Raw genomic sequence first — 16835 nt, 5'->3', positions numbered from 1 at the left:
GACCAGATGACTTTGCTGGCTGTGGTAGACAAGCGTTTCGCGGAAATTTGGAGAAATGTCCCACCGGGTCATCTGAATTTTCCGCAGCTTGTGGGAAAACTTCAGACAACCCGGTGAGTCAGCAACCTGCCGTCAGGAAGACAGGTAGGAGGAGCGGGTCAGACCCAGACGCAAGGCATCGAGAAATTGCGTGCGCTCGCTGGCACTGATGCGGGCACTGGCGCACTTGTCGCGGTAGTGAGTCATCAGTTCTTCCGGCGACAAGTGCACGTAACGCAGCATGTCTTCGATGGTGTCGTGGGTCTCGATGCCGGCGTGGTACACGCTGCCATCGGCGTTCTGGTAGATGTTCACCGAGTCGGTGTCACCGAACAGGTTGTGCATGTCGCCGAGGATTTCCTGATAGGCGCCGACCAGGAACACGCCCAGCAGGTAGTCTTCGCCTTCATTCAAGCCGTGTACCGGCAGGCTGGTTTCGATGCTCTGCTCGTCGACGTACTGGTTGATCTTGCCGTCGGAGTCGCAGGTCAGGTCTTGCAGCACCGCGCGGCGCAGCGGCTCTTCGTCGAGACGGTGCAGCGGGATGATCGGCAGCACCTGATCGATCGCCCAGGTGTCCGGCAGGCTCTGGAACACCGAGAAGTTGCAGATGTACTTGTCGGCCAGCTTGTCGTTGAGCTCGTCGAGCACCTGACGGTGCGAACGCTGACGGGCTTTCAGCGAGTTGTGCAGACGACGGCACACGGCGAAGTAGCATTGCTCGGCCAAGGCTTTCTCGGCCAGGGTCAGTTTGCCGTCGGCGTACTGTGCTGCCACGTCGCTCATGTAGTGCGTGGCGCGCCAGTAGGTTTCGGTGACCATTTCGATGTCGGTCGGGCCCAGCAGATCAACCAGCCACTGCACGGTTTCCGGCAGCGCTTCCTTGTTTTCGATCTGCGGGATTTCGTCGTTGTGCTTCTCGACATCAGTTACCTGCACCACCAGCATCGCGTGGTGCGCGGTCAGCGAGCGGCCGCTTTCGGAGAAGATGTGCGGATGCGGCAGGCTCTGCGCGTCGCAGAATTCCTTGAGCATGCCGACCACGACACCGGCGTAATCGTCCATGTCGTAGTTGATCGAACTGGCATTGCGCGAGTGCGTGCCGTCGTAGTCGACGCCCAGACCGCCGCCGACGTCGATGTGATCGACCGGCAGACCGAGGTTGCGCAATTCGCCGTAGTAACGGATCGCTTCTTTGAAGCCGTGCTGGTAGTCAGCCAGGTTGGCGATCTGCGAGCCCATGTGGAAGTGCAGCAGACGAATGCCCTGATCCAGGCCAGCCGCGCGGAAGCGCTCGACCACCGACAGCAGTTGCGCTGCCGACAGACCGAATTTGGATTTCTCGCCACCGGTGTCCGCCCACTTCGACGAGGCCAGCGACGACAGACGCACGCGCAGGCCGACCTGTGGCTTGACCTTGAGCGAGGCGGCTTCTTCGATGACCAGGCCGACTTCGGATTCTTTCTCGATGACGATGAACACATTGTGGCCGAGCTTCTGGCCCATCAGCGCCAGACGGATGAACTCGCGGTCCTTGTAACCGTTGCAGACGATGGTGCCGCCCTTCGGCGCCAGCGCCAGCACGGCCAGCAGTTCAGGCTTGGAGCCGGCTTCCAGGCCGATGGAAACGTCCTGGGTGGCGATGATGTTTTCGATCACCGCTTCTTGCTGGTTAACCTTGATCGGGTACAGCGCGGTGTACTTGCTCTGGTATTCCAGGCGCTCGATGTTCGCATCGAAGGCACCGGTCAACTGGCGAACACGGTCTTGCAGGATGTCGGGGAAACGAACCAGCAACGGCAAGGACAAACCGCTTTTGCGCAGTTGGTCGACTTGCTCGAACAGGTCGATAGGCGAGCTGCTCGGGCCGTTCGGACGAACTTCGACGCGACCGGCGTCATTGATCGCGAAATACCCGGCCCCCCAATGGCGAATCCCGTAAACACTGCGGCTGTCCGCAACTGTCCATTGGCTGCCATCGTCTTTGCGTGTGCGTCGTACGGACATCGAAGTCCCCTATAAAGAAGTCATAGTGCGTCGCCTGATCGCAGGCCGGCGCTGTCTAAAGTATGAAAATGACGGTTCGTCAGCGCGGCGGTAGACCGCGCTGACCGCGTGGAGTTTAGAAACCGGTCATGAACAGGCTCTGTGAAAACCATGGCGACGACGGCGGATCTGAGAGATTTCAGAACCGGATCAAGCCGCAGGTGGTTTTCACAGAGGCTGCTAGCCGCCGGACTTCTTCGCTTTGAAACCGTGCTTGATCAGTTCTGCCAAGAGTAGCTCGACATGATCGCCCTGGATTTCGATGATGCCGTCTTTCAACGCCCCGCCGGTGCCGCAACGTTTCTTCAACGTTGTCGCCAACTCTTTGAGCGCGTCTTCGGCCAGTGGCACGCCGGTGATGGTGGTCACCGTCTTGCCGCCACGGCCCTTGCTCTCGCGACGCACGCGGGCAATGCCGTCGCCGGCCGGGATTACGGTTTGTTTGCAGATACAGGCGTCCACCGGTTTACTGCATTCCGGGCAATGACGACCTGCGTCGGTGGAAAATACCAGGCCACCTAAGGCGGCGAAGGATGCGGCTTTTTTGGCCACCGGCAATCCTCTTGGGAGGACAAAGACTGATCGCAACCTTGGGCAAGGTCAGCGACCGCGAAGCCCCACTCAGGCAGGGGCAGCGCTACTGCGCCGGTGCTTCCGTGGAAGCAGGTCGGTGCAGCTTGAAAAGGTCGCGCAGTGTAACGGCAAAAAACCCGATTGCTAAGTGCCAATCGGCGCCAATTTATGTGTTCTTTGCGACGTCGCTTTGTTGAGCCTTGAGATAGCGCTTGAGCGCTGCCAGAGAGTCCGGGCAATAAGGCTTTTGCTGGATTTCCTGCATGACCTGCTCGACCGGAATAAAGCGGGCTTCGAGGACTTCTTCAGGCTGCAGTTTCAGCGGGCCATCCCACACCGCGGAAAACGCCGAACACCACAAACGGTTGCCGGTGTCCTCGAAGTAGAAATGATCATGGGCCGTCAGCTCTACGCCGCTGACGCCCAATTCCTCTTCCAGCTCTCGGGCTGCCGACTCGGCGTAAGTCTCGTCGGCCTGCACCATGCCGCCCGCCGCGACGTCCCAGAAACCGGGATAAATCGCCTTGCTCAAGGTGCGCCGGTGCACGCATAGATCGCCGGCGGAATTGAACAACATGATGTAGGTGCCGCGACCGATCAGCCCGCGCTGGCGCAAATCGGCGCGCACCAGAGCGCCGAGCAGGTTGTCCTGCTCGTCGACCCAGGCGATCTGTTCGGCATCCGAGGCAGCGCGATGCGCCGCCTCTTTGGCGTTTTGGCTCATGAATCAGCCCTGGTTGAGCAGTTGACGCAAGTCGATCACAGCGGCGTTGGCCCGGGAAATATAGTTGGCCATGACCAGCGAGTGGTTAGCCAGCACGCCGAAACCGCTACCGTTCAGAATCATAGGACTCCATACCGGTTCCTGCGAGGCTTCCAGCTCGCGGATGATCTGCCGCACGCTGACCGTGGCGTTCTTCTTCGCCAGCACATCGGCGAAGTCGACTTCGATGGCACGCAACAGGTGCGAGAGCGCCCAGGCCTGACCGCGTGCTTCATAGAACACGTTGTCGATCTGCATCCACGGGGTCTCGACGACTTCTTCGTCAACCTGTGGCACTTCACCGACGGCCGGAACTTCGGTTTTCAGCGCGGTGTTGAGTTTGACTCGACCAACACTGGCCGACAGCCGTTGCGACAGCGAACCGAGACGGGTGCCCACATCGCCCAGCCAGTTATTCAGGTTGTCGGCGCGTGCGTAGAACAGCGCATTTTTCTGCGTCGGGTCAGACAGACGTGCCTGATAACGGCTCAGGGAGTTGATGCCTTCCTGATATTCCGACTCACTGGACGGCAGGATCCAGCTCTTGTTGTCGAAGTTGAAACGCGGCTCGGCCTTGGCCAGATCGGCGTCTTCAGCCGACTGCGATTGCGAGCGGGCGAAGTCTTTGCGCAGCGCGCGGGTCAGGTCACGCACCTGTACCAGCACGCCGTATTCCCAGCTCGGCGTGTTGTCCATCCACAGGCCTGGCGGGAAGCGGTCGTTGGAAATGTAGCCGCCCGGTTTGTTCAGCAAGGTCCCGGCGACGGTCTTCAGGGTTTCGACCGTGGTGTAGCCGACCACCATTTGCTTGCCTTCTTTCTCGGCTGCCGCCTGAGCGTTTTGCGCCACCGGAAACAGCGCTGGCTCCTGGCTCCAGTACCATCCCAGGCCAATGGTCACCAGTAGGTAAATGCCGATCAGCGTGGCCAGGGCACGGCTGAACAGCAGCCCGCCAACATAGCTGCGGGCGGCCGACTTGGGTTCAGCGGCACGTTCAGGCGCGCTGCCCGCGCGGTTTTTCCAGTCCAGCATGGCGATATCCTTTCAATCACTTGGGTTCAACGGTTCGACCACAACCATACAACAACGTGCCAAGGCCGGGCACCCGCGCGTAACGATAAGCCGCAAATCATGTGGACGAATGCCGCTTCGGCGCCCACTAAGGGAATCCCCGATCCCGGCGCCTCAGCCAAACGGCTTGCAGGGCACTGAAAACCCTTGCAAAGCTCATTCACCGCGCGGATAAAAGCGCGACAGAAAACTCGCCCCGATCACTCTGGCAACTCAGGGAGCGCCCGGTTTATGTGGACTTCACCGACGAACAGGTCAAAAACAAAACCGCCCGGTCAGAAACTGAATTGTGTCGCACCGCAGATTATTGACGTACGACACTCGTCTAAGGGAAAAGAGGTGCTAGCATAGAGCCACCAGTCGATCTCAGCATGCAGCCTAACTAGTAGTCAGGATATGACCGAGCCAGAAGACCCCAGCCGTGAGCGTCTCAAGCACCACTTTGCCCAGCGGGTAATTCATCAGGCACGTCAGATTCTTGAGATATGGCAGCGCCTGCAACGCAGTGAGTGGTCCACTGTCGATCTCGCCGAACTGAGCGAGGCCAATTTGCGCCTGCTGCGTTTTGCCGAGCGCTTCGAACAGCCCGAACACACACAACTGGCGCACCACATCAGTCAATCGCTGGAAGCGGTGGACGCCAATCGCGGCCGCCTCAGCAGCGGCCTGATCACCGACCTCAACCGTTTGATGCAGCGCCTGTCGCGCACCGGTCTGCGCCATGGCGATCAACTCGACCAGACGTTTCTGCCGCCACTGCGCAAGCCGATCTACGTGATGTTGCAGGACCACGACCGCGCCGAGCGGCTGGCCAAGCAACTGGAGTTTTTTGGCTTGAGCGCGCAGGCGCTGGACAGTGTCTCGGCGTTTCGCTCATCGATGGTCGAGCGCCTGCCAGCGGCGATCGTCATGGACGTGGATTTCAGCGGCGCCGGCATCGGTCTGAAACTCGCCGCCGAAGCCCAGGTTGGCCTGGAAGAACCGCTGCCCTTGCTGTTCTTCAGCCTGCACGAAACCGATACGCCGACGCGCCTCGCTGCCGTGCGTGCGGGTGGCCAGGAATTCCTTACCGGCACCCTCGAAGCCTCGAGCCTGCTGGAGAAGATCGAAGTCCTCACCTGCGTCGCCCAGTACGAACCTTATAAAGTGCTGATCATCGACGATTCGCGCGCCCAGGCCTTGCACACCGAACGCCTGCTCAACAGCGCCGGGATCGTCACGCGCACCTTGATCGAACCGATTCAGGCGATGGCCGAACTGGCGGATTTCCAGCCCGACCTGATCATCCTCGACATGTACATGCCGGCCTGTACCGGCACCGAGCTGGCCAAGGTGATCCGCCACAACGACCGTTATGTCAGCGTGCCGATCATTTACCTGTCGGCCGAGGACGATCTGGACAAGCAACTCGACGCCATGAGCGAGGGCGGCGATGACTTCCTGACCAAGCCGATCAAGCCGCGCCACCTGATCACGACCGTGCGCAACCGCGCCGCCCGCGCGCGCAATCTGAAAGCGCGCATGGTCCGCGACAGCCTCACCGGCCTGTACAACCACACGCACATTCTGCAATTGCTCGAAGACTGCTCGTTCCGCGCCCGCCGCGAGAACAAGCCGCTGAGCTTTGCCATGCTCGACATTGACCACTTCAAACGGGTCAACGACAGTCACGGCCACCCGATGGGCGACCGCGTGATCAAAAGCCTTGCGCTGTTTCTCAAGCAGCGTTTGCGCAAGACCGACTTCATCGGCCGCTATGGCGGCGAAGAGTTCGCCATCGTCATGCCTGACACGGATATAGAAGCCGCGCACAAAGTCCTCGACGAGATCCGCCAACGCTTCGCCGAAATCCATTACCCGGCGCAGCCACAGGATTTGTGGTGCACCTTCAGTGCCGGCGTGGTGGAAATGCACGACGACTGCGACAGTTTGATGATGGCCAGTCAGGCCGATGAGGCGCTGTACCGCGCCAAAGGTGCCGGACGCAATCGCGTGCAGACTGCGCGCGACTCAAAGCAAAGTGCCACTTTTTCATCGGATTCCACTGATTCGGTCATAACCCTGTAACAGAACCGCAATAAATTCAGGCGCTTACCATTTCTGCCGTTGGTAGCCGTCATGCGCCTGAAGTTGCTCACCAATCTCAATACGCTGCTGCTGGTCGCCGTGTGCCTCGCACTCGGCGCCACGCTGTGGTGGTCGCAAAAAGCCCTCGAACGCCCGTATCTGTTGATGGAGCGCTATCTGGGGTTGTCGCAGCAATTTCAGAACGAGGTGGCACGCAATGTCGAGGACTACCTCGGCAGCGGCGATGCCCTGCGCTTGAGCAGTGCCAGCCAGGCCATCGACGGCTTGCAGAAAGAACTCGATGAGCTGCCACCAGCGCTGGCCGAGACATTGCGCCCAAGCCTGTCGGGGCTTGAAGACTTCAGCAAAACCGACCTGCTCGCCGCCGGCAAGCTGGCCGGCGATCCGCAAGCGTTGCTGTTGCAGGCCGAACGCGAACTGAGCGCTAGTCTCGACCAGCTCAGCACCTATGCCAACGGCAATGCGGCCTATCTGACGCCACTGCTGTCCGCCTCGCAGCACGTGGGTAAACTATCGCTGGCGCGGGACAAACTGGTCAGCAGCGGGCGTAGCGAACTGGCCGCCGACGTTGAGCGCGAAGTCAGCAATATTCGCTCGCAGGCTCAAGCGATTGATGCCCTGCCCTTGCTCGGTGTCGTCGCCAAAAGCGAATCGGGCAGCGATGACTTCGCCGCGCTGATGGGCATCGAGAACAGCGAAAAAACTGTCGCCGAGGACGCCGGTGTGGGCCTCAAACGTGAGCTCAACAGCTTGCTTGGCCGCTACCCTGCAGAGCTGGCGCGCACCCGCGATCAGATTCAAAAGCGCACCGAGTTGAGCACCGCCACCCATGAGAAAATCGCCGCCGTACAGCAAGCCATCGCTGGACTGGAGCCGGTGGTGCGCGCCCAGCACGGGCAAATCCAGGGCGAAGTCCGCTTGATGCAAGGCGTGATGATCGGCCTGATTCTGCTGATTGCGCTGCTCATCGACACCTTGCAGCGACGGTTGGCGCGCACGCTGACCAATCTCGCTCCGGCACTGTCGACCTGGGCCGAGGGCGATTTCAGCGGCGATATCCACTTGGGCAAAACCAACCGTGAACTGCACGACATTGAAGCCTCACTCAACCGCTTGCGTGCCTATCTAGTGGACTTGGTCGGAACGATTCGCGGCAATGCCGAACAAGTCGCGGGCAGCAGTCGCACGCTTGCCGAGCTGAGCAACGATTTGCACAGCGGCGCCGAACATCAGGCCGGTGACACGGCGTTGATCCGTGATTCGCTGGGCGAACTGGAGGCAACCATTCAACAGGTGGCCGGCGATGCGCAGCAGGCAGCGGATGCCAGCCGACACGCCGGATTGGCCGTCGAGCATGGCCAGACCGTGATTGGCCAGAGCCTGACCGGGCTGCATGCCTTGGTCGGTGAAGTACAAGGCAACGCGCAGATGATCGAGCATCTGGCCGAGGAGTCAGCGACCATCGGCGGCGTGCTGACGGTGATTCGCTCGATCGCCGACCAGACCAACCTGTTGGCGCTGAACGCCGCGATCGAAGCGGCGCGGGCCGGGGAAATGGGTCGCGGTTTTGCCGTGGTCGCCGAAGAAGTGCGTTCGCTGGCGCAGCGCACTGCCGGTGCTACAGCGGAAATTCAGACGCTGATCGCCGGCCTGCAAACAGCGGCACGGCAATCGGTGGAAGGCATGCGCGCGCAGGTCGAACACGCCGAAGCCACGGCCAATCAGGCACAAGCGGCGGATGGCGCGCTGGATAAAATCGTCGGCGCGATCCAGACCATTTCCGACACGGCGATCCGCATCGCTGATGTCACTGCGCAGCAGAGTGGCGCGGTCAGCGAGATTCGCGATCACAGCGAGCGGATCCATCAGTTGGGTGGGGATAATCTGGTGCGGATCGGCCGTGGGCGCGAACAGGGCGAGAACCTGCTGATATTGGGCGGCCAATTGCATACCGCCGTTCAGGCCTTTCGTGTCTGACAAATCGCCTTCGCGAGCAAGCTCGCCCCCACAGGGGTACATATTCCAATGTGGGAGCGAGCCTGCTCGCGAAGCGGCCCGCATCATCACCGCAAATGACCGGATCAAATCACTTGGTCACATATTTCGCGCAAACATCGGCCATCGTGCTGGCTATTGCATAGAACTGGACAGTCACAAAGTCTTTGCGGCATAGTCGCCGGGTTCTGACGACTGCTCATTCATAACAAGGACTACGCAGATGGCAACCCTACTGGTGCTGCACGGCCCCAACCTGAACCTGCTCGGCACCCGCGAACCCGGCACTTACGGTTCAACGACCCTGGCGCAGATCAATCAGGATCTGGAGCGCCGCGCCCGTGAAGCCGGCCATCATCTGCTGTATCTGCAAAGCAATGCCGAGTACGAATTGATCGACCGCATCCACGCCGCACGCGGCGAAGGCGTCGATTTCATTCTGATCAATCCAGCAGCTTTTACGCACACAAGTGTCGCATTACGTGACGCGTTGCTGGGAGTGAGCATCCCATTCATCGAAGTGCATTTGTCCAACGTGCACAAACGCGAACCTTTCCGCCATCACTCTTACTTCTCCGACGTAGCGGTGGGAGTGATCTGCGGCCTTGGCGCCAGCGGTTACCGACTGGCCCTGGAGGCTGCACTAGAACAGCTTGAAACACAGGCAACGACTTGAACTACAAGCGTTAAGCGCCCCTGACCGACCCTTGGGAGTTGATGATTCATGGATATCCGTAAAGTTAAGAAACTGATCGAATTGCTGGAAGAGTCCGGCATCGACGAGCTCGAGATCAAGGAAGGCGAAGAGTCCGTACGCATCAGCCGTCACAGCAAGACCCCGGCTCAGCAGTACTACGCACCGGCTCCGATGCAAGCGCCGGCTGCCGCACCTGTTGCAGCGGCTCCAGTGGCTGCCGCTCCGGTTGCCGCGGCTGCACCAGCGCTGAACGGCACTGTTGCCCGTTCGCCGATGGTCGGCACCTTCTACCGTAAATCTTCGCCAACCTCGCCGTCCTTCGTTGAAGTCGGCCAGACCGTGAAGAAAGGCGACACTCTGTGCATCGTCGAAGCCATGAAGATGATGAACCACATCGAAGCTGAAACCAGCGGTGTGATCGAGTCCATCCTCGTCGAAGACGGCCAGCCGGTTGAGTACGACCAACCGCTGTTCACCATCGTTTGAACTGCGGAGAGCCTTTGATGACTGCGAAGTTGGAAAAAGTTCTGATCGCTAACCGCGGTGAGATCGCCCTGCGGATTCTGCGTGCCTGCAAAGAGATGGGCATCAAGACCGTCGCCGTTTACTCCAAGGCCGACAAAGAGCTGATGCACCTGGGTCTGGCAGACGAATCCGTCTGCATCGGCCCGGCGTCTGCCGCTCAGTCCTACCTGCACATCCCGGCCATCATCGCGGCCGCTGAAGTGACCGGCGCTACCGCCATTCACCCAGGCTACGGTTTCCTCGCGGAAAACGCCGATTTTGCCGAGCAGGTCGAGAACTCCGGCTTCGCTTTCATCGGCCCGAAAGCCGAAACCATCCGCCTGATGGGCGACAAGGTTTCGGCCAAGCACGCGATGATCGAAGCCGGCGTGCCGACCGTTCCAGGCTCTGACGGCCCACTGCCGGAAGACGAAGAAACGGCGCTGCGCATCGGTCGTGAAGTCGGCTACCCGGTGATCATCAAAGCCGCTGGCGGCGGTGGTGGTCGCGGTATGCGTGTGGTGCACAAGGAAGAAGACCTGATCGCCTTCGCCAAACTGACCCGCACCGAAGCTGGCGCGGCGTTCGGCAACCCGATGGTGTATCTGGAAAAATTCCTGACCAACCCGCGTCACGTCGAAGTCCAGGTGCTGTCCGACGGCCAGGGCCACGCCATCCATCTGGGCGACCGCGATTGCTCGCTGCAACGTCGTCACCAGAAGGTTCTCGAAGAAGCGCCGGCACCGGGCATCGACGAGAAGGCTCGCGAGGAAGTACTGGCTCGCTGCGTCAAGGCGTGCATCGACATCGGCTACCGTGGCGCCGGCACTTTCGAGTTCCTGTACGAGAACGGTCGTTTCTACTTCATCGAAATGAACACCCGTGTTCAGGTGGAGCACCCGGTTTCGGAAATGGTCACCGGTATCGACATCGTCAAGGAGATGCTCAGCATCGCCGCTGGCAACAAGTTGTCGTTCACTCAGGATGATGTGGTTATCCGCGGTCACTCGCTGGAATGCCGGATCAACGCTGAAGACCCGAAAACCTTCATGCCGAGTCCGGGCACGGTCAAGCATTTCCACGCTCCAGGCGGCAACGGCGTTCGCGTCGATTCGCACCTGTACAGTGGCTATGCCGTTCCGCCGAACTACGACTCGCTGATTGGCAAGCTGATCACTTACGGCGCGACCCGCGACGAAGCCATGGCACGCATGCGCAATGCCCTGGACGAAATCGTGGTAGACGGGATCAAGACCAACATCCCGCTGCACCGTGATCTGGTTCGTGACGAAGGCTTCTGCAAGGGCGGTGTAAACATTCACTACCTGGAGCACAAGCTGGCTGCCGAGAAGCACTAAGCTTCGAGCCTGCACCCAACAAAGCCGCCTTCGGGCGGCTTTGTTGTTTCTGCAGGTTTCACAAGCCCCTTGTGGGAGCGAGCCTGCTCGCGAAAGCGGTGTATCAGATCCATATGCAATCACTGACACTCCGCTTTCGCGAGCAGGCTCGCGCCCACAGGGTGCAATGCATCTCCCACAAACCCAGCGCGCTCGCGTAAACTTGCGCGCTTCTCGCAGGCCGCTAGGCTGCAATCAATATTTTTTCAAAGGTGCCCGCCATGCCTTGGCTGCAAGTACGTCTCGCCATCAGCCCGGAACAAGCCGAAACCTACGAAGACGCTTTCCTTGAAGTGGGCGCCGTGTCGGTGACCTTCATGGACGCCGAAGATCAGCCGATCTTCGAGCCGGAACTCAACACCACGCCGCTGTGGGCGCACACGCACCTGCTGGCGCTGTTCGAAGGCGGCACCGAGCCGGCACCGGTGCTGGCCCATCTGGAACTGCTGACCGGCAGCCCGCTGCCCGAACATCACAGCGAAGTCATCGAAGATCAGGATTGGGAACGCAGCTGGATGGACGGTTTTCAGCCAATGCGCTTCGGCCAGCGTCTATGGATCGTGCCGAGCTGGCACGCCGCGCCTGAGCCTGATGCAGTCAATCTGCTGCTGGATCCGGGCCTGGCCTTCGGCACCGGCACTCACCCGACCACCGCGCTGTGCCTGGAATGGCTCGACGGCCAGGACCTGAAAAACTGCAACGTGCTCGACTTCGGCTGTGGCTCGGGAATTCTGGCGATCGCCGCCCTGCTGCTCGGCGCCAAGGAAGCGGTCGGCACCGACATCGACGTACAAGCGCTGGAAGCTTCACGCGATAACGCCGGTCGCAACAACATTGCCGACGAGCTGTTCCCGCTGTACCTGCCGGAAGATCTGCCACAGGTTCAAGCCGACGTGCTGGTCGCCAACATTCTGGCTGGCCCGTTGGTTTCGCTGGCGCCGCAACTGTCCAGCCTGGTTAAATCCGGTGGCCGTCTGGCGCTGTCGGGCATCCTCGCCGAGCAAGGTGAAGAAGTCGCCGCCGCTTATGCGCAGGACTTCGATCTCGACCCGATCGCCAATCGCGATGGCTGGGTGCGCATCACCGGCCGTCGGCGCTAGAATGACCGCCTGCATAATCCGGATCGCCGCATGACCGACAGCTTCGTCACCCAGTGCCCGCATTGCCAAACCAGTTTCCGTGTCAGCCATGCTCAATTGAGCGTGGCCCGCGGGGTGGTTCGCTGTGGCTCCTGTCTGCAAGTGTTCAACGCGGCCAAGCAGCTGCTGGAACAACACGCCGGCAAGGACGCGGTGACGCCGGTCGCGCCGTCGATTGTCGAGCAACTGCCGATTGTCGAGGCCGCGCCGGTTATCGAGCCGCCGCCCATCGTCGAACCGCCCGCACCGCGCGCCATCAGCCAAAAGCAGTGGAGCGCATCCGAGCTGGATCTCGACAGCCTCGATCTGGACGAAGAACTCGCCCGCCTCGAACAACGGGAAATCCAGCCCACCACCGAGTTCGGTCGCCCGCGCGAAGACTCCCTGAGCGCGCGCCGCGACGCACCTGAACCGGATGAAGCGCTGTGGCGCGACAGCCTGTTCAGCGAACGCGCCGATGCGCACAGTGCCGAACCCGAAGATGACGAGCCAGAAACCGTCGAGATCGAGCCGGTAAAAGCCGCGCGTACCGAACCTTCGTTGACGCTGGAACCGGTGGATCTGGACGACGAACCGGCCATCCCGCAGCTGCGCCTGCACGATCCGATCGATCCGAATGCCCGCCGTGAACGCTTCTCGGCCAGCGACGACGATGACGGCGAAGACGATTTGCCTTCGATCGAGCCGTTGCGCAAAAAGCGTGACCGCGCAGAGCCCGGTGTCCGCGCGGAAGTCTTGCAGGACCTGACCGACGATCCACTGCAACTCGACTGGCAAAAGCGCCGCTCACCCTGGGGCCGTCGCTTGCTTTGGCTGTTACTGGTGCTGATCGCGGCAGGCGGACTGGCCGGCCAATACATCGCCTATCACTTCGATGAACTGGCGCGACAAGACCAATACCGTCCATGGTTCCAGCAGATCTGCCCGCAGATTGGTTGCACCGTGCCGTCCAAGGTCGACATCGCCCGAATCAAGAGCAGCAACCTGGTGGTGCGCAGCCACCCGGAATTCAGCGGTGCGCTGGTGGTCGACGCGATCATCTATAACCGCGCAACGTTCTCTCAGCCGTTTCCGCTGCTGGAACTGCGTTTTGCCGATCTCAACGGCCACCTGATTGCCAGTCGTCGCTTCAAGCCCGGCGAATACCTCAGCGGCGATCTTGAGGGTCTGGCGGAAATGCCGCCGCAAACACCGATCCATATCGCGCTGGATATTCTCGATCCAGGCCCGAAAGCGGTGAATTACAGCCTGAGTTTCCACTCGCCCGAGTGAGCCACTTCAGCATTTCTGAATTGACGGCGGTTTTCTGACTTGGCAGCGCGCAACCAAACCGCTGGCAATAACAGAATAACTGTTCAGATTTTGTTCAATTCAGCCTTTATCCAGTCATCGAGAGCGGGTATCATGCCAACCCTTTTTCGAACTCTCATGATCCGGCCCCACTTCAGGGAAGTCCTATGTCGGCGGTACGCATCGGCCCATACACATTGCAGAACGGCTTGATTCTCGCCCCGATGGCGGGGGTCACCGATCAGCCCTTTCGTCAGCTGTGCAAGCGTTTGGGCGCAGGGCTTGTTGTCTCGGAAATGGTCACCAGCGACATGAGCTTGTGGAACACCCGCAAGTCGCGCATGCGCATGATCCACGAAGGCGATCCCGAGCCGCGCTCGGTACAGATTGCCGGTGGCGATGCGCAGATGCTGGCGAACGCGGCCCGGGCCAACGTCGAACTGGGCGCACAGATTATTGATATCAACATGGGTTGCCCGGCAAAGAAGGTCTGCAACAAGGCTGCCGGCTCCGCGTTGTTGAAAGACGAAGCACTGGTCACCGAGATCCTGCACGCCGTCGTGGCGGCGGTTGATGTGCCGGTCACCTTGAAGATCCGCACGGGTTGGGATCGCGACAACAAGAACGGCCTGACCGTGGCGAAGATCGCCGAGCAGGCCGGCATTACGGCGCTGGCAGTGCATGGCCGCACTCGCGCCGATCTGTACAAAGGGGAAGCGGAGTACGACACGATTGCCGCGATCAAGCAGGCGGTGTCGATTCCGGTGTTTGCCAACGGCGATATCGATTCGCCGGAAAAGGCCCGTTACGTGCTCGACGCGACCGGAGCCGATGGTCTGTTGGTAGGCCGCGCCGCCCAAGGGCGGCCATGGATTTTTCGCGAGATCGAACACTTCCTGCGTACCGGCGAGAAATTGCCGGCACCGGAGCTGATCGAGGTGGAACACATACTGCTAGAGCATCTGGCCGCACTTCACGCTTTCTATGGGGATGTGATGGGCGTGCGCATTGCGCGCAAGCATGTGGGCTGGTATCTCGCAACCTTGCCGGGCGCCAGGGAGTTTCGCGCCCACTTCAATCGTTTGGATGGTACGGAAACACAATGCGCCAACGTTCGGGAGTTCTTCGCCGAGCGTTACAAGAGCCTGACAGGGGACGAAGAAGGGGTGGCCGCATGACGATGATGACCGAGACTTTAGTGAGTGGAACAGCACCCGTGAGCGACAACGTGAATTTGAAACAGCACCTCAATACCCCGAGCGAAGAAGGCCAGACCCTTCGCGGGAGTGTCGAGAAGGCGCTGCACAATTATTTCGCCCACCTTGAGGGCGCGTCCGTCACGGATGTGTACAACCTGGTGCTCTCCGAAGTCGAGGCTCCCCTGCTCGAAAGCGTGATGAACTACGTCAAGGGCAACCAGACCAAGGCCAGTGAGCTGCTGGGACTTAACCGCGGCACGCTGCGCAAGAAACTCAAGCAGTACGATCTGCTGTAAGCATTCAATCAAACCAGAAAGGCGCCCGCGTAAAAAACGGTCGCCTTTTTTGCTGACTTCCTTTGCTTTTGATGGAAATTGAGATGACCGACCAGACTACCCGCCTGCCGATCCGCCGCGCCTTGATCAGCGTTTCCGACAAGACCGGGATCCTCGAGTTCGCCAAGGAGCTTGAAGCTCTGGGCGTCGAGATCCTCTCCACCGGCGGGACGTTCAAGCTGCTGCGCGACAACGGTGTTGCCGCAGTGGAAGTCGCGGATTACACCGGTTTCGCCGAGATGATGGACGGTCGGGTGAAAACCCTGCACCCGAAAATCCACGGCGGCATCCTCGGTCGTCGCGGTGTCGACGACGCGATCATGAACGAGCATGGCATCAAGCCGATCGATCTGGTCGCGGTCAACCTGTACCCCTTCGAAGCCACCATCAACAAGCCAGGTTGCGACCTGCCGACCGCCATCGAAAACATCGACATCGGCGGCCCGACCATGGTCCGTTCGGCAGCGAAAAACCATAAAGACGTAGCGATCGTGGTGAATGCCAGCGATTACGCCAGTGTGCTGGAGGGCCTAAAGGCCGGCGGCCTGACCTACGCTCAGCGTTTCGACCTGATGCTCAAGGCCTTCGAACACACCGCCGCCTACGACGGCATGATCGCCAACTACATGGGCACTGTTAACCAGGCCACTGAAACCCTGAGCACTGAAGGCCGCAGCGAATTCCCGCGCACCTTCAACAGCCAGTTCATCAAGGCCCAGGAAATGCGCTACGGCGAGAACCCGCACCAGAGCGCGGCGTTCTACGTGGAGGCCAAGCCTGCCGAAGTCGGTATCGCCACCGCCACCCAACTGCAAGGCAAAGAGCTGTCGTACAACAACGTGGCCGACACCGACGCCGCGCTGGAATGTGTGAAGAGCTTCGTCAAGCCAGCCTGCGTCATCGTCAAACACGCCAACCCATGCGGCGTGGCCGTGAGCCCGGACGCTGAGGGCGGCATCCGTCAGGCCTACGAACTGGCTTACGCCACCGATACCGAATCGGCATTCGGCGGCATCATCGCTTTCAACCGTGAACTGGATGCTGAGACCGCCAAGGCGATCGTCGAGCGTCAGTTCGTGGAAGTGATCATCGCCCCGAGCGTCAGCGCAGAAGCCCGTGCCATCGTGGCTGCGAAAGCCAACGTGCGCCTGCTGGCCTGCGGCGAGTGGTCGGCCGACCGCGCCGCTGCCTGGGACTACAAGCGTGTCAACGGCGGTCTGCTGGTGCAGAGCCGTGACATCGGCATGATCAGCGCCGATGACCTGAAAGTGGTGACCAAACGTGCCCCGACCGAACAGGAAATCCACGACCTGATCTTCGCCTGGAAAGTCGCCAAGTACGTTAAGTCCAACGCCATTGTCTACGCCAAGAACCGTCAGACCATCGGTGTCGGCGCGGGCCAGATGAGCCGCGTAAACTCGGCGCGTATCGCTGCGATCAAGGCTGAGCACGCAGGCCTGCAAGTGGCCGGTTCGGTGATGGCCTCCGATGCGTTCTTCCCGTTCCGTGATGGTCTGGATAACGCAGCCAAGGTCGGTATCACTGCGGTGATCCAGCCGGGTGGCTCGATGCGTGACGCTGAAGTGATTGCTGCTGCTGATGAAGCCGGCATCGCCATGGTCTTTACGGGCATGCGCCACTTCCGTCACTGATACACCGATTCAAATGTGGGAGCGAGCCTGCTCGCGAATGCAATCTG

The 16835-nt window shown here is 60.4% G+C and carries 14 protein-coding genes; 10 read left to right on the top strand and 4 right to left on the bottom strand.

The annotated features are described in order from the left end of the window. Positions 1-132: 132 nt before the first annotated feature. The 4 genes from speA to A8O26_RS06510 all read right to left on the bottom strand — a co-directional run bounded on the left by speA (position 133) and on the right by A8O26_RS06510 (position 4453). The gene (speA, locus tag A8O26_RS06525; protein ID WP_064117270.1) at positions 133-2046 is read right to left on the bottom strand and encodes an arginine decarboxylase; all 1914 of its coding nucleotides are present in this window, start codon (positions 2044-2046) and stop codon (positions 133-135) included. A 219-nt stretch (positions 2047-2265) separates the two neighbouring features. Next, a complete protein-coding gene (locus tag A8O26_RS06520; protein ID WP_007914613.1) occupies positions 2266-2637 on the bottom strand; it encodes a translation initiation factor Sui1 in 372 nt (123 codons plus the stop codon). Positions 2638-2824: 187 nt separating this feature from the next. Further along, positions 2825-3382 (bottom strand): NUDIX hydrolase, encoded by a 558-nt coding sequence (locus A8O26_RS06515; protein ID WP_064117269.1) that lies wholly within the window; start codon positions 3380-3382, stop codon positions 2825-2827. A gap of 3 nt (positions 3383-3385) precedes the next feature. Next, on the bottom strand, positions 3386-4453 hold the full coding sequence (locus A8O26_RS06510; protein WP_064117268.1) for a DUF2333 family protein: 1068 nt from the start codon (positions 4451-4453) through the stop codon (positions 3386-3388). A gap of 435 nt (positions 4454-4888) precedes the next feature. Between A8O26_RS06510 and gcbA the strand changes: the two genes are divergently transcribed. The 10 genes from gcbA to purH all read left to right on the top strand — a co-directional run bounded on the left by gcbA (position 4889) and on the right by purH (position 16788). Beyond that, positions 4889-6559: a diguanylate cyclase GcbA gene (gene gcbA / locus A8O26_RS06505; protein WP_064117267.1), complete on the top strand. Its 1671-nt coding sequence runs from the start codon at positions 4889-4891 to the stop codon at positions 6557-6559. A gap of 51 nt (positions 6560-6610) precedes the next feature. Then, positions 6611-8557 (top strand): methyl-accepting chemotaxis protein, encoded by a 1947-nt coding sequence (locus A8O26_RS06500; protein ID WP_064117266.1) that lies wholly within the window; start codon positions 6611-6613, stop codon positions 8555-8557. Between the two features lie 241 nt (positions 8558-8798). Continuing rightward, positions 8799-9251 carry a type II 3-dehydroquinate dehydratase gene (gene aroQ, locus A8O26_RS06495; protein WP_007914604.1) on the top strand — a complete coding sequence of 151 codons (453 nt, stop codon included), beginning with the start codon at positions 8799-8801 and terminating at the stop codon, positions 9249-9251. A gap of 48 nt (positions 9252-9299) precedes the next feature. Continuing rightward, positions 9300-9758, top strand: a complete 459-nt coding sequence (accB, locus tag A8O26_RS06490; RefSeq protein ID WP_064117265.1) for an acetyl-CoA carboxylase biotin carboxyl carrier protein — start codon at positions 9300-9302, stop codon at positions 9756-9758. A 17-nt stretch (positions 9759-9775) separates the two neighbouring features. Then, positions 9776-11134: an acetyl-CoA carboxylase biotin carboxylase subunit gene (accC, locus tag A8O26_RS06485; RefSeq protein WP_016984924.1), complete on the top strand. Its 1359-nt coding sequence runs from the start codon at positions 9776-9778 to the stop codon at positions 11132-11134. A 260-nt stretch (positions 11135-11394) separates the two neighbouring features. Next, entirely contained in the window at positions 11395-12273 is an 879-nt protein-coding gene (prmA, locus tag A8O26_RS06480; protein WP_064117264.1) for a 50S ribosomal protein L11 methyltransferase, read from the top strand. A gap of 30 nt (positions 12274-12303) precedes the next feature. Further along, positions 12304-13584: a DUF3426 domain-containing protein gene (locus tag A8O26_RS06475; protein WP_064117263.1), complete on the top strand. Its 1281-nt coding sequence runs from the start codon at positions 12304-12306 to the stop codon at positions 13582-13584. Between the two features lie 185 nt (positions 13585-13769). Next, positions 13770-14780, top strand: coding sequence for a tRNA dihydrouridine synthase DusB (gene dusB / locus A8O26_RS06470; protein WP_016984921.1), 1011 nt, complete (start codon positions 13770-13772; stop codon positions 14778-14780). Further along, on the top strand, positions 14777-15097 hold the full coding sequence (gene fis, locus A8O26_RS06465; protein WP_003221275.1) for a DNA-binding transcriptional regulator Fis: 321 nt from the start codon (positions 14777-14779) through the stop codon (positions 15095-15097). Before dusB ends, fis begins: the two co-directional genes overlap by 4 nt. An 83-nt stretch (positions 15098-15180) precedes the next feature. Further along, complete coding sequence (purH, locus tag A8O26_RS06460; RefSeq protein ID WP_064117262.1) at positions 15181-16788, top strand: bifunctional phosphoribosylaminoimidazolecarboxamide formyltransferase/IMP cyclohydrolase; 1608 nt, start codon at positions 15181-15183, stop codon at positions 16786-16788. Positions 16789-16835 lie beyond the last annotated feature (47 nt).

The sequence above is a fragment of the Pseudomonas fluorescens genome (genome assembly GCF_001648775.1).
Lineage (GTDB): Bacteria > Pseudomonadota > Gammaproteobacteria > Pseudomonadales > Pseudomonadaceae > Aquipseudomonas > Aquipseudomonas fluorescens_M.
Note: the sequence above shows the minus strand (reverse complement) of the source record. Positions and strands in the feature narration are given on the sequence as shown.